We start from the raw sequence: 14,883 nt of genomic DNA, 5'->3' as shown, positions 1-14,883 counted from the left end.
TTTACATAACGGAGCACACAACAAAAACCTCCTGCCCACGCTACCGTGAACAGGAGGTTTCTATAGTTATGATGTTCAAAAATCAACTCACCGTAACGCATAACCTTGTGTAACAATCTTGTACCCGGATACCGTCTGGCTTTGCCCCTCCAACGTGTCCTTAACCCGTTCCAGCACATCGCTCTCATAGACGGAGGCACATTCGAATCCAGTTTGTACGTTCAATTCAACCGGTTCGGAGTTCAAATTATACCAGCGAGCAATCAAATCTCCAGTTTCCTCTGCGATCTTTAATGCGGAGAATGCCAGTGTCGAACCTTGCGAATTCCACGCTAACCATTGCTTCGACAGAGGTAGTTCAACCTGTTGCCCATCAGCTCCAGCATGACCTTCTTGCTCAAATGTATACGCAAGTGTCCCTAGCTGTACAGTCGTCCACGGAATCGGATACACGTATGCGGATGCACATGCACCTGACTGTGCCGCATCGCCCGCAAATGGAATAATAGCATATTCCACACTCTGAGGTCCCAGACATTGGGCTTCCGGTGTTTCAAACACACCCCAATCTCCCAACTCCGAAGAGGCACGCAGCAGCGTAACCGCAATCGTACTGCCCTCTTCATGCTGTAAAATCTCGTATTCATTCAGCCCTTTGTTTGCAATCATCAAGCCATGATCGCCATCGGTCACATGTACAAATGCCTGCTGATGTTGCGCATTACTCGGATTCACCCATTCTTTGGCCGGTGTATTGGAACGTTTGGCAATTTCAAAGATGGAATCTGCATAATGATCCTCTGTCACCAGTCCGGATGGAAAGAGTGCGCGCAGTCGATGATCCTTGGCCTGATTGTTAAAGTCAGATTTTACCTTGACCATATTACTACCCGCTTCCAACGTATACGTTGTCGTAATCACCAAGGGAACAGTGTTCTCGACTCGCTGTGCCTTCCGTTCTGTAAAAGGAACCATTTGGCGCTTCTCCAGCTCGAACAGTTCATCTGCTCCAGCAGGAATATCCCAGCGTAATACACTTTGCATAACTGCCCGATACGGAGACTGCTCCACAATCCGCAGGTCCGCCTTCAGATGCTCCGTGTTCAGCGTTGTCTCTCCCTCCGGTTGACGGTAGACATATTCATTGCCGATATCACCGGTATTCTCATATGAATTTAATCCCCTGTATACAGCACCGGAGACCTTATCTTCAATCGTTGCCGTACCATTCTCTTCAACCGTCACCCGCAAATGACCGTTCTCCATCATCATTCCCTGCACCTGGATGAGTTCGCTCGTATCGGGCACTTCAACAATCTCAACATTCTCTGCTTGCTTCTCTACTGGAATGAGAGCATAAGTCTTATATCCCAGCGAAGGTACATCCACCGCCTGGAAAGTCACTCTTAATTTACGAGCCATATAAGGTTGTCGGAAACGATCCTTCGGAAGTTCATAGCCAAAATGTGCACCCAGATCGTTAATTTCTGCCGAATACACTTGTCCATCCGAATCGACCAGCTGATACACTGGTAGTGCATCTTTTTCCACCTTCTGCGCAAGTGCCTGAGGGTTAGGACCTTCCGGTAAAAATGCTTTGTCCACAATCAGATCCATCTCAATGATTCCATTTCGATTCCACCCACTCGTGTTGAACACGGTGAACAGCACCGCTTCCTCTCCCCAAGCCTCAGCAGGTTGCACACGAATGGACTCAGCAATCGCCTGCGCGCTCTGGGAAACCAATTTCTCTGCAAGTTGTCTGCTCTTGGCAAAGCGGGTCACCATCTCACGATGAACCTCATCGACACTGCATCCGCAGATGCTATCATGTGGGTGGTTCTGCATCAGCATCTTCCATGCATGCGTCAATAGATGATGCGGATAATCTTTTACCCCGGCTATATGGGCCATGGCGGCCAGTGGTTCGGCTACTTTTTCAAGCAACGTCTGCCCCTGCTGGTTCAACTGTTTCAGATAAACCCGTGCGGATGCCGTATTCACCAGTGTTCCCCAACCATCCGTGTGCTGACTGCGAAGCTCACCCTCAATGGTCGCCAGATGCTCAGGGACTTCCTTCGTAACCGCCTCAATATAATCGTCAAAATTGGAGTGGATAAATTCCACGTCAGGGTACAACGCAGCTGCTGTGCGTAAAGCCTCTGGCAGATCCATCTGGATCGGCTGATGATCACAACCATTCATGAACAACAGATGGGGAGTCGAGGCAAACTTCTCGGCATCCGCCAGATTTTTATCCCAATAGGCTCGGGCTTTCTCCGAATCAACCGGAACTTCCATCCCATTGCAGTACCAGTTCGCGAACAAAATGCCGAGCACTTCCGAACCATCCGGCGAACGCCAGATCATCTCAGAATAGGGAGATTCATAACTGTCTGCATCAACCACGGCATTATTGAATCCCGTAGGCTTCACCCCACGCCCGAAGATCGCGTTATGAATATCCGCCTGTTGCAGAATCTGCGGTGCCTGTCCCATATTTCCGAACGAGTCTGGGAAGTATCCCGTCTTGGATATCACACCCAAAGGTCGAGCATCACGATGACCGATGAGCAGATTACGCAAGTTGGCCTCACTGCTGGTCAGAAACTCATCCTGTAACACATACCATGGGCCAAAATGAATGCGTCCTTCACGAATATAACGGTCGAGCCTCTCCTGTTGTTCGGGCCGAACCTGCAAATAATCTTCACGAATAATCGTCTGCCCATCCAGATGGAAATAGCGATATTCGGGGTCCTGATCAAGCGTATCCAGAAGTTTATCCATCAGCTCAATGAGCAGTACGTGATGGTGTTCATAAGGCATATACCATTCGCGGTCCCAATGGGTATGCGAGATGAGATGTGCCGTCTTTTTGGTTGTCATTTTGCGTACCTCCTGTCATTAACCTTTAGTTGCCCCGCCCATGCTGAAGCCCTTGGACATGTAACGCTGGGAGAAGATATATAGCACAACCGAAGGCATTGTATAAAGTAGTGAAAATGCAGCCAACCTGCCGTATTCAACCATACCGTGGCTGCCGAAAAATTGATAAATCGTGACCGATGCCGGAAGTTTCTCCGGTGTCTGGAGCAGGATGTATGGCACGAAGAAGTTGCCCCAACTTCCCGAAAAGGTAAATATCGCTATCGTTGCAATACCTGGCAACATCAGCGGAGCCACGATTCGTCTCAATCCGTTCCATACGGACGCTCCGTCAATCCATGCCGATTCTTCCAGATCAATGGGCACCGAATCCATGAAATTTTTCATCATCCAGATGCCGTAAGGAAGTGAGGATGCGGTCAGGAACAACATCGTGGCGATGATGCTATTTTGCATTTTGAAGAACAGAAACATCTGAAATACCGGAACCATCACGGCAGTAATCGGTAGAGCTGTCATGAACAGAATGGATAACAAGAAGCTTTTTTTGAATCTCATTTCATAACGGGATAAAGGATAAGCAGCAAGGACAGATACCAGAACAACCAGTATCGCTTGTCCTCCCGACAGAATCAGGCCTACACCGAATGAACGAAGATTGCTCGAATCCCCGAGTACATCCTTGAAATTTTGAATGGTCCAGGTACTGGGCATTTTGATGCCCTGTTGCGCATTCGGGTCAAATGAAGCCAAAATGATCCAGAGCAGCGGCAATAAAAAACTGAGCCCTAGAAAAACTAGAATCCCGTACTGGATTTTGCGTTGAAGCCCATGTTTGACCATAGGGATCGAACCTCCTTCATGGTTACACTTTCACTTTCATGGATCGCATGTAGAACAGGCTGGCGATAATACCGATGAACAACAGAACCAGAGATATGGCTGTGCCGTATCCAAATTGATAGTTCACAAAGGCCTGGTTATACATGAAGATCGGCAAGGTTTGTGTTGAAGTACCCGGGCCACCACCGGTCATCGTATAGATCAGCGTGAACACGCCCAGTGTCTGTAGGGTAACCAACATCATGTTGGTCACGATGGACCCTTTTACCATTGGAATCGTAATGTGTCTGACAATCTGGAACCCGGTGGCACTGTCAATAATCGCAGCTTCTTCAACTTCCTTCGGGATATCATCCAGTGCCGACTGATAGACCATCATTGAAAAGGCTGTGCCGTGCCAGATATTCGCGATAATGACACTCACCATAGGGAAACTGAACAACCAGGAGACTGGATTCGCTCCAAACCAGCCGAGGATCTGATTCAATGAACCATTGTCACTGAAAAAGGCAACCATACAGAATGCCACAACAATCTCGGGTGTCACCCAACCGGCAATGACGATGATGCCGATGACCCGACGGAACGTCACATTTTTCTCCTTCATTAGAAGAGCCAGAATGAATCCAAGCAATACCTGACCAATCACTGCGGAGAAGATGAGAAAGACCAGCGTACGCCAGACACTAATCCGGAAGTCCGGATCATGGAACATATTAATGAAATTCTGGAATCCGACAAACTCCAAACTCTTGGCTGCCGCCCCAGTCAGAGCCATATTCGTAAAGGCAAAACAGATCGTCAGAATGATGGGAACAATGAAAAACACAAGTAATAACAGTACGGAAGGCATTAGAAACAGAAATGAACCTGGTGCTTTCCTTTTCATAAGTCACTCTCCATTCGAACCGGAAAAAGGGGAGATTGTGCCTCCCCCTCCGAATATATCGATATCCTTATTTCTCTTCGATGCTGTCCGCGCCAAGGGAACGGGATACGTTGTCCTTCAATTGTGTAACTCCCTCTTCCGGCGTCAGCTTGCCAGAGGCAATACTCTCAACAATGCTTTGCAATTGTGCGGATACCGCTGCATATTGATCGTTCGCTGGACGGAAGTGGGCCACATTCAAGAGTTCCTGTGCTTCTTTGGTATAAGGACGATCCGTATAACCGTCAACTTCTGTGGAATCATTACGTGGGCTGAGGCTACCTTCCGCTACTACGCGTGCAGTCGCATTTTCCTTATTCATCAGAAACTCGATAAATTTCCAAGCTGCTTCCTTGTTCTTCGCCTGTGCAGGAACAGACCAAGCCCATCCTCCAGACATCGTAGTTGCTCCAGGTTCTTCCCCGTTTTGTGTTGGGAATGGTGCAAAACCTATTTTTTCTTCAACGTTGGCGATTGGAACAGTACCGTTCTCGGCCCATGTCGAACCTGCCCAGCTACCATCTACAGCCATCGCCAGTTTGTCTTGCGGGAACTGTTGCTGGAATGCAATACTGCCAGCTTGTCCATTCAGGGCAACCTGCATGGTTGGACCTGTTTTATCCGTGTTAAACACTTGATCTATGAATTTGAAGGAATCCAGCAGCCCCGGGCTGTTCACGACCCATTTCTTGCTGGTGTCGTTATACAGCGTGTCCGCCGTACCATAGAGCAGCATTTCCAGTGTTTGCATGGTGACACCTTCACCGTTTGCTTTGCCCACGATCATATTAAGTGGTGTCACACCCGGCAGTTTTTGCTTGATCGTACGTGCTGCTTCGAGCACTTCTGCCCAGCTTGCAGGTTTGAACGGAACTTCAAGTCCTGCCTGTTGAAACAGTTCCTTGTTGTACCAGATTCCGCGTGTATCCGAGGTAGCCGGAACGCCGTACACTTTGCCGTCTTCTCCGGTAACCCCTGCCTTCAGGTTGTCGATGATGTGTTCTTCCCAATCGGGCCATCCCTGAACCTGTGTATCCAGCGGCTCCAGATATCCCGCAGCAGCATCGGATTTGATGATGGATGTATCTTCAGCAATGACATCCGGTGCCGTATCCGGGGATTTCATTTGCAGAACCATTTTGGACGTATAATCGCCTTCACTTGCCAGTACAGGCGCAATGTTGATTTTGATATCCGGGTTTTCTTTCTCGAATTGATCCACCAAGCCTGATTGGAAGAATTTCGTAAGTGTATCTTCAGATCCTGAAGAACGGAACGATACAGTTACTTCCTTCTTGCCATCACTGGTTGTGCCTGTGCTTGAGCTTCCGCCCGAACAGGCTGTAGTAAGAATGAGCAAGGATGTCATAACTGCTGCTACCGGCATTTTCAATGATATTTTTCTCATGATTCGCTCTCCTCTTGTCGGAATTTAACGAACTCCGAACGTTATGATGTATTCGCAGGTTATCTCTTGCTTCCCTATCTATTTCTGTACGCGGAATCCGCAATAATCCATAATCAGTTCACTAAAGAGCATGTTGGACCATGAAAACCATGGACGTGTATATTCATGTGGATTGTTGGCCGAAAAACCTTCATGGGTCAGTCCGGTATCCGCATCCGTCTTATGGATGAGCTGAAGCAATCGTAGTTTTTCATTGCGATCCTCTGTAGTCAGCCCCTGCATCGATAAAGCGATATGCCAGATGTACCCTTCCGGTGTATGCGGACTACCGATTCCCGCTGCTGCTGTTCCCTCATAAAAATACGGGTTGTGCGAGGAAAGAATGAAACGGCGTGTATTCTGATACACCTCGTCGTTCTCCTCCACATATCCGAGATAAGGTAAAGACAGCAGGCTCGGCACATTGGCATCATCCATCAGATTGTGATTGCCTTTCCCATCCGTTTCGTATGCATATATGGTTCCATATTCCGGATGTTCAACGGTGCCATAATCCTGAATACCTTTGTTGATCTGTTCCTCCAACTGCTGAGCAGTCGCTGCCAGCGTTTCATTCTCGAACACCACTTCAGCAATTTCCTGTAGATATCGAAGCGCCACAACGGCGAACATATTGGATGGAATCAGATAACCATATTCACAGCGATCGTCGCTGGGACGGAATCCCGACCAGGTCATGCCTGTATAGACTGTTTCAGTACCTCGTCCCTCTCGGGTGAGCGTATCGGTTTCGGGAGCATCCAGACGTTGGAATGTGTAGGGTGATTTCGTCTCATGATGCTGTTCCACTTGCCATAACTGCATGATGATCTGGGATGCTTTACGGAACGTATCATTGAATTGAGTTGTTCTTCCCGTGTTCTTCCACAAGAGATAACTGAGCTGAATCGGATAAGCCAGTGAGTCGATCTCATACTTCCGTTCCCAGATCCAATCATTCATCTGCGTCAGGTCTTCCTGATGTCCTTTTCCACTCTCCGTCTCATTAAAAGCGTTTGCATACGGGTCCAGGAGAATATATTTCAGTTGACGTTCAACCAGTCCAGCGATCATGTCAGCGATATCTTCATCCTCTGAAGCGAGAAGCAGATAAGGTCTGACCTGAGCGGCAGAATCACGTAACCACATGGCAGGGATATCTCCCGTAATCACAAAAGTTGTTCCATCTTCTTTGCGCTGAATTGTGGTTGCCATCGTATTGGTAAAACAATTTTTAAACATTTGGTTGAGTTCCGGATGGTCCGGCATACGTTTGTTAACCTGATCAATCATGTCGTATATCGAGGGAGAAATTTCTTGATCATCTCTGGGTGTCAGCATGTTGTCCTCCTATTTAATCCAGTTTGTTAACCGCTTTCATCATCCTAAAACGAATATAATGTTATGTCAATATATTTATTTGTATATTAGCATGTTATTTTAATTTGAAGACACCAAATAATATACCATTTAAAGCAATTCTCCCCATTTTATCCGCACCAAAAAGAGGCCTCGTTTATACGAAGCCCCTGATTGAACACAATGAATATTAAGTTGTTATAATTAACCCTTTTGTTTCACCATACTCGTTGACTTCCCCTTCACCAATCGGGCAGGCAAAACAACCCTGTTCACTGTCATTTCGTTGTTCTGCATACTTTGAAGCACCATCTCGAATGCCTGTTTTCCCATATCAAACTGGCTTTGTCTCATATGGGTTACACGGCTTCCTTCGGCAGCGTTTGGACTGTCAAAGCAAATGATGGACATATCTTCCGGGATTCTCAGACCAAGCCGATCCGCTGCCTGTTCTGCAAGTAAAGCAATATGATACTCCGCAGCAAAGAGTGCAGTAATCTGGGGGTATTTCTGTAAATGTTCCACCAATGTCTCCACATCACGGACCTCGACTTGAGGATCAAACACACTTGGCAGTGTCGAAAGAAAAGATTCTAACCACAGTTCCCTGTTCACCAGAACTCCTTGATCATTGTGAGCCTCAATAATGCCTTCAATTCGTTCTTCAATGGGTGTAGTGTTCGCCGGAGGCTGCGTCAGAAAAGCGATGTGTCGGTGACCGAGATCGAACAAATAATTCATCCCTTCTCGCGCCGCGCCTACATTATCCGTACTGACAGATGAAGCTGGAATGCCTTTCAAGTACCGGTCAATCAGGACAAACGGGAATTTGTTAACGACCAGTTTTAAAATCTCATCGCTGAAATATTCACCCTGTGCCGGGAAAATAATCAATCCATCCACACCCAGTTCCAGCAGTTCCTGAATGCTCTGTTCCTCCTGCTCGGGAATCCCGAAGGAACGTCTAAGTACGAGAAAACAATCATGCTCTCGCGAAGCTTCTTCCATACCATATAACAGTTCTGTACCATACATATCACTGAAATTAGTAATGACCAGACCAATGAGCAGCTTCTTCTCTGGATCTTTAACCGAAGCAAGCGGAGCAGGTCTGTTAGATCTTTCTTGTAACATTTCTGCTGTGTCGGCTACAAAAGAACCCCGTCCCGGCTGACGAACAATTAATTGTTCACTCGCCAGCATCTCAAGTGCTTTTTTAGTTGTAATCCGGCTCACTCCGAATTCATCACATAATTCCTTTTCCGAAGGAACACGCTCACCCACTTGATATTGATGAAGCTGTATCCGTTCACGCAAGGATTCAAAGATCTGTTCATACATCGGCTTGGATGCCGAATCTTTCCCCAATACAAGCACCTCCATAAATACCCATACTTCTCATGTTCTACATCCTAATATATCATGTTATATCATTAATGTGAAGAAAGGAGACAACTCACCTGCTGTCATATGAGAGCAAAAGAAAAAGCATCCCGATGGATGCTTCATTAATCTTAGGCGTCAGTTATGAATCGAGACAACAAAAAGCCGACAAGCCCTGATACCTCGGCTTATCGGCTTCTTGCTTAGATGGTCAAAACGCAGTTATCATCCAAGTCATACTTTGCATAATTAAGGTTGCAGACCCTCAGCGGACGGTGGACTCACTTCCGTTCCATTCTCTTCAGGGCTCGAATCTGGTTCTGGAACGGATTGTTCTTGTGCTGCGCTGACGAACAATCGTCCAGCTGCTTCCGCCTCTACTTTGTTGCCTGCTGCATCCTGAGCGCGAATCACAATGACTCCACCATCCAGAACAAGGGATGAAGGTGTTGTGTACGTACCCGTATAACGACCAGGTTCAGTCTCCACCAATGGAATCTCTCCTGCCCCTTGGGCATTCAGATTCAAAGGTAACTGAATACGGAAAGATGCTTGCAGACCAGGTTTACTATCAAATGAAACGGTAACACTCTCCCCTGATGTGATTCGAACATCTTCAGCCGGAGTAATATTCGTAAGTTCTGGCAACGCCGTTTCCACATAGACGGTGCGGGTTACGGTTGTTTTGTTACCAGCGATATCGGTTGCTGTAATGGTTATTGTGTTCTCGCCTTCATTGACCAATACACGGTGACTGAAACTTCTGTCTTTACCCACTTGTACGGTTTGTCCGTTAACGGTTACCTTATCGAGGAATTGTTCCACGACATTACCCGTTACGTGAACCACTTCTGCATTGATGCGATCCCCTTGAGCTGGCGTGAGAATCGTCAATTGTGGTTTGGTCTGATCCAGAATAATGACTACGGGGAGTGAACGGTCCGTTGTTTTACCGTCTACCACTGCCTCCGCAGTAATCGCATTAATGCCAGAACGGAGCTTCACACCGTATGAGAACTTCCCATTTGCCACCGTTGTGGTGCCAGCCAGATCCTTGCCGTTGTAGATCTTGATCTGAGCTCCAGATGCCGGAGACGTTCCCGACACAGTGAAGGTCGATTGATTCGTATACGTGTTTGCAGGTACTGTGAGCACAGGTGCATTTACCGGATATCTCACGACTGCACGAATCATGTAATTGCCTTCTTCTACCGGTGAAGTACTCCATGCTCCGCTTACACGCTGCCAGCTTCGACCTGCATTTGGACCATCCTCATCGGTAGCGAGTCCCGGAGCGCTAGTTCCAGCTAAACTCTGTACATACACGATATAGAAATCACCCGTTACAATGACCGGTTCTGGGAATTCAACGGTTGTCCATTGATCGTTACGAAGTGCAGTACCGTCAAATGGTCCAGCCAGTTGCCGTCCCGGAGCTCCGCCCGCACCCGATGCATCATATACGGCATATTGGAACGCTGTGCCTCCAGGTACAGGCCATTCGGTGTTCCAGAATCGGAACGATGCACCTGTCAGTTGAGCGGTCTCCAGCTCTGGTGTCATTCGAACTGCCCAAGCGTTATCCGCAGCATTAAAAGCTCGTGCGTTCTCTGCTGTTCCATCATCATAAGCAATTTCCCCAGGGAAACCGATGAATGGTTTTAAGGCAACATTTGCCTCAGCCGTACCATTACCAGGGACTGTCACAGTAACGGTTTTACTGTAATAATCTGCAGCCCGGATGGATAGGGTATAACTTCCTTCCAATACCTGAATATCGAAGCTGCCATCTGAACCTGTGCGAACTTCACCTACATTCGCATCTTCCACCACGAGAACGGAAGCATCAGCCAGTGGTTGTCCTGTCCGCTCATCCGTTACTACACCTTCAATCTGCCCATGCGGAATTGCTTCCAGATTAAAGTTGGCTTTGGCTCCATTGCCATCTGTAATCGTCACCTGCTGAGTTCGAGGATAATATCCATATGCTTCAGCTTTTAACGTGTAATCACCTGCTACGTGTGTGAAGTTATACTTGCCTGTAGCTGGATCTGTCTTCACCGAACGTCCGGTTTCCAGTACGGTAACCGTTGCACTTGCAGGCAGGCTTTGTGGATTAACCGAACCTGTTCCTGGTTTTTCAACTTCAGGTTGTTGCTGTTTCGTTTTGTTAAATTCCGCTTTGTCTGTCCGCGAAATTTTGTACCATGGATTATCATAGGACGGTTTTGGTTTGTCATTGTTAAGCACAACCGCACTGTCCTCCGTTACCGTCTCTGCAGCAACTCCCAGTACACGGAAATCATCAATGAACCAGCCTGTCTTCACAACACTGTTATCTGAGGTCAGGCGGAACCGGAATTGAACTTCATTACCGGTAAGTGCATCCAGATCATAAAATACAGGTGTCCATTGTTTACCGTTGGTACTATGTGAGAATTTGTCCAGTTCTGACCATGTGGTTCCACCATCCTTGGTGACTTCCACATACCCGTAATCGTATCCACTCTCAATCTCGTACCAATGATTAAACGTAAGTGTTCCTTCGGACACATCCGTCAAATCAATGACCGGAGATACGAGTGAATAGTTGGAGCCACTCTCGTACGTATTGTCGAGATCAGTCGCCCAGACATTCGGTGGAGAAACCGCGCTGGCAGGTCCCGTTACCGGAATACCGCGTTCCCACTCATCTTTGGTTCCTGAATGAGTCCAGCCATTATCATCACTGCCATCGAAATGATCGATGTAGATATCCTGAGGCACCTCTACTGTAATGGAGACCTCATTCGATTTGTCGCTTTCATTGCCACTATAATCAAGTGCGGCAACGGTATAATAATACGTCGAATCTGTCACCGTAGCCGTATCTGTAAACGTTGTTCCTGTTGCAGTTCCAATGGATTCATAACCTGCACCTGCGGTTGTGGAGCGATATACGATATAGGATTCGAGATCCTCATCGCTCGGACCCGTCCAGCTCAAGGCTACATTACCAAGAATATCGGCCGTCGCAGACAATCCGGCAGGAGCACCCGGAGCAATCTCATCCAGTTCTTCTACAGCGAAATCATCAATGTACCAGCCAGCCTTTTGCAATGAATTATCGCTCGTCAGATTGAATTTGATGAACACCTGCTGTCCCGCGTATTCGCGAAGATCCACATATTGTGTCTTCCAATTGCCACCTGTACCCGTGAAGGTTAACAGTTCTTGGAACACATAATCGCTATCCTCGGAAGCGATGTATACCTTGCCGAAGTCGATGTTATTCTCCAAGTCATACCAGTGCTTGAAGGATAACAATGCCCCTTCCGGACTCTCGGTGAGATCAATTGGCGGCGCAAGCAGATATGCATTGCTATTCGCCACATAAGTTCCTTGCAGATTGGTTGCAATCACCTTGTCACCGGAGTAGGCACTTCCAGGACCACTGCTTGGTGCTCCCCATACCCAGGTACTTCCGGTTCCGCCAGTCGTGAATCCAAGCTGATCTTCTTCAAAATCCTGAAGGTATCCTGGCTGAACACCATTGGACACAGCCACTTTGTATACCTGACTTTCGAATCCGTTGTTACCGTAGTCGTTCACACGGATATAATACTCCACACCTTGCGGTTCAATAAGAAAAGCAGGGATTGTCGCTGTATACGTCCCATCTTTGTTATCTCCAGCAATCCGGTTCATCGGTAGATAAACGTACTGGTTGGTGCCTGTCGTTTTGGCAAAAGCCTCGACGGAGACTACTGCGACGTTATCTGTCACATGAGCCGTTAGTGGTATATCAATGCCTGTAAAGGCAGAATTAACAGGGGTATGTGCCAGTACTGGCTCTTCCAGATCATCTCCGGCCGTAACCACTCTGCCGGATACCGTGCCAATTCCTTCGAGTACAGACCCCACAGCATCAAGGGCATTAATAATGCCGTGACCGTAGCCGTTATTAGGAGATGTCGGATACTGACTATCCGTTCTCGGCGTGGCTGTATCTGTAATGATCTGCTCCAGCTGATCCACCGTAAGGGAATGATTGGCCTGAAGCAGCAGTGCAGCAAGTGCAGTTGTATGTGGGCCTGCCATGGATGTTCCGTTCCAGCCTCCCTCATATACTCCGCCCGGAACTGATGAACGGATATTCACACCAGGTGCAGATACTTCCGGTTTGATCTCACCATACGGGGATGGGCCCAGCAGGGAGAACGAAGCCAGATTTCCGTTGATATCGGTTGCTCCTGTAGCAAAACTTTCAGGATAGTTGGCTGGGTTAGCAACAGAACCAGGTCCGCCCGGGTTACCCAGTCTCACATTTCCTGCGGAGAATTCCGGGAAAATCTGAGCATCACGCCAAGCTTGGACCATAGGACGGAACCATTCATCCAATCCTGCGCCTCCGCCCCACGAGTTGTTAACAACATCCGGTGCAAGTTCAGGATGCAGATTGCCTTCCGCATCCACCGGAGCGATCAACCATTGTCCGCCATCCAGAATAATGGCATCTGTTGTTTCCGGATTGAATATCCGTACACCAATCCACTTCGCACCGGGAGCAACCCCGATCTGGTTGGTACCATCTGCTTCGGAGCCAACCATCGTACCCATCGTGTGCGTACCATGCCCGTCTCCGTCCGCAGGGAGGGAAGCATTACTGTGCGGATCATACCAGCTCAGTTCGGGATCAACGATATTGCCCGAAGCATCCAGTCCCCGCCATTTGCTGCGAAGCGCCGGGTGGGTATAATCCACACCGCTGTCCAGATTGGCAACAACAATCCCTGTTCCATCGATGCCCCGATCCCACACGGCAGGCGCATTGATGTAATCCAGGTTCCATTCCACGTTCTCTGTCGCAAGCTTGTCCTTTGCAGCAGGCTCTTTGTCTTTGTCTTTGACACCGACTGAAGAGTCTTTAGCTGGCGTTTGGACAGCATCTTTGCCTGGTGCCGCATTCGCCGGTTCTTTACTCACTTCGGCTTTCTGTAAGTATCTCGTCTCATTCGGTAGAATCTTCTCCACCTCAGGCAGCAGCGCAATCTGTTCCATGACTTCTTTGGTACTCGTTACTGCCAGTGAATTTACGATAAAATAGCTTTTATATTCTTTGACCTTACCCAGGTCAACTTCCTTTTCCAGATAAGTTTCCAATGGATATTGTGTACGCGAGGCCGTTTCTCGCAGAGAGCTGACAACCGAATTACGAACGGACAGCTTTGTGGCTGAAGCCGTTTGTTTGGCGATGGTCGCCTTTTCAAGGGCCTGTTTGGAGACTGCTGCTGTATCCACCTGTTCCTTCATTTTCACCAGATAGGTCACATATTCACTACCATCAAATTCTTTGGTCAGCTTGGCGTTTACTTTGGACTCCGTAACTTTGGCAAGTCCAGATTTCATATCCAATTTGGATGATGTGGAGTTTTCAGCTGAAACCGGATGAATGATCGAAAATGCAAGGAGAAGCGAGAGCCCCATGGAGATGGGCTTGCGTAACCGATTAATCTTTATCAAACTTTTCCACTCCTTTTACCCGGTTTTTTAATTTAGTCTGGTACATATGCCCTTCTCTGCAGAATGAAACGGTAAATTACCTTTATTGCGTACGAAATAGATACCCTGGATTTCACATAAAGCCTCACCTCCTTTACAGGTCTGGTTAGGGAACAATATGAGTCAGAAGAGATAACAGATCAGTCTATGATTTTTTACTTGGAAGTTTAGGAGATTGAATGAATCAGATTAAACCATGTGAGTGAATAGTTTGGGTGTTTGAATAATGCAATGAGAGTGAATGTCTATAAGCATTCATGTGGAAGGGTAATCTGGAGCGTTAGCAGAACGCTTGCTAAGGAGTGGTGGATATGACTTTCGATCGTGATTCGAGTGAGTGCTTAAACATTTTAATTACATATAATAGTCGATTAGGAATTTAATTGGATTTTATTGGTATAGTATAAAGTCATTATTCGATATACACAAGCACTATATTGAAAAATATAGAAAATAAGTCTATTTAATGCTTTTATGTGTCTGATGTCGCTTA

General features: G+C 47.4%; 7 protein-coding genes. All 7 read right to left on the bottom strand.

The window, feature by feature from the left end; all coding sequences use genetic code 11:
• Positions 1-87: 87 nt before the first annotated feature.
• The 7 genes from V6668_RS14115 to V6668_RS14085 all read right to left on the bottom strand — a co-directional run bounded on the left by V6668_RS14115 (position 88) and on the right by V6668_RS14085 (position 14,351).
• Positions 88-2,889: an alpha-mannosidase gene (locus V6668_RS14115; protein ID WP_076249434.1), complete on the bottom strand. Its 2,802-nt coding sequence runs from the start codon at positions 2,887-2,889 to the stop codon at positions 88-90.
• Positions 2,890-2,907: 18 nt separating this feature from the next.
• Positions 2,908-3,732, bottom strand: coding sequence for a carbohydrate ABC transporter permease (locus V6668_RS14110; RefSeq protein WP_076249435.1), 825 nt, complete (start codon positions 3,730-3,732; stop codon positions 2,908-2,910).
• A 22-nt stretch (positions 3,733-3,754) separates the two neighbouring features.
• Entirely contained in the window at positions 3,755-4,621 is an 867-nt protein-coding gene (locus V6668_RS14105; RefSeq protein ID WP_036608294.1) for a carbohydrate ABC transporter permease, read from the bottom strand.
• 67 nt (positions 4,622-4,688) lie between these two features.
• Positions 4,689-6,068, bottom strand: a complete 1,380-nt coding sequence (locus V6668_RS14100; protein ID WP_338708736.1) for an extracellular solute-binding protein — start codon at positions 6,066-6,068, stop codon at positions 4,689-4,691.
• Between the two features lie 78 nt (positions 6,069-6,146).
• Complete coding sequence (locus V6668_RS14095) at positions 6,147-7,448, bottom strand: glycoside hydrolase family 125 protein (protein ID WP_076249437.1); 1,302 nt, start codon at positions 7,446-7,448, stop codon at positions 6,147-6,149.
• Between the two features lie 222 nt (positions 7,449-7,670).
• Positions 7,671-8,843 carry a GntR family transcriptional regulator gene (locus V6668_RS14090; RefSeq protein ID WP_305955663.1) on the bottom strand — a complete coding sequence of 391 codons (1,173 nt, stop codon included), beginning with the start codon at positions 8,841-8,843 and terminating at the stop codon, positions 7,671-7,673.
• A 255-nt stretch (positions 8,844-9,098) separates the two neighbouring features.
• Entirely contained in the window at positions 9,099-14,351 is a 5,253-nt protein-coding gene (locus V6668_RS14085) for a S8 family peptidase (protein WP_036670772.1), read from the bottom strand.
• Between the last annotated feature and the right edge of the window lie 532 nt (positions 14,352-14,883).

Origin of the sequence: Paenibacillus amylolyticus (assembly GCF_036894225.1) — a bacterium.
Taxonomy (GTDB): domain Bacteria; phylum Bacillota; class Bacilli; order Paenibacillales; family Paenibacillaceae; genus Paenibacillus; species Paenibacillus amylolyticus.
Note: the sequence above shows the minus strand (reverse complement) of the source record. Positions and strands in the feature narration are given on the sequence as shown.

Coding starts and splice junctions, on each gene's coding strand:
- V6668_RS14115 (WP_076249434.1), bottom strand. CDS start 2,889: ATGACAACCAAAAAGACGGCACATCTCATCTCGCATACCCATTGGGAC.
- V6668_RS14110 (WP_076249435.1), bottom strand. CDS start 3,732: ATGGTCAAACATGGGCTTCAACGCAAAATCCAGTACGGGATTCTAGTT.
- V6668_RS14105 (WP_036608294.1), bottom strand. CDS start 4,621: ATGAAAAGGAAAGCACCAGGTTCATTTCTGTTTCTAATGCCTTCCGTA.
- V6668_RS14100 (WP_338708736.1), bottom strand. CDS start 6,068: ATGAGAAAAATATCATTGAAAATGCCGGTAGCAGCAGTTATGACATCC.
- V6668_RS14095 (WP_076249437.1), bottom strand. CDS start 7,448: ATGCTGACACCCAGAGATGATCAAGAAATTTCTCCCTCGATATACGAC.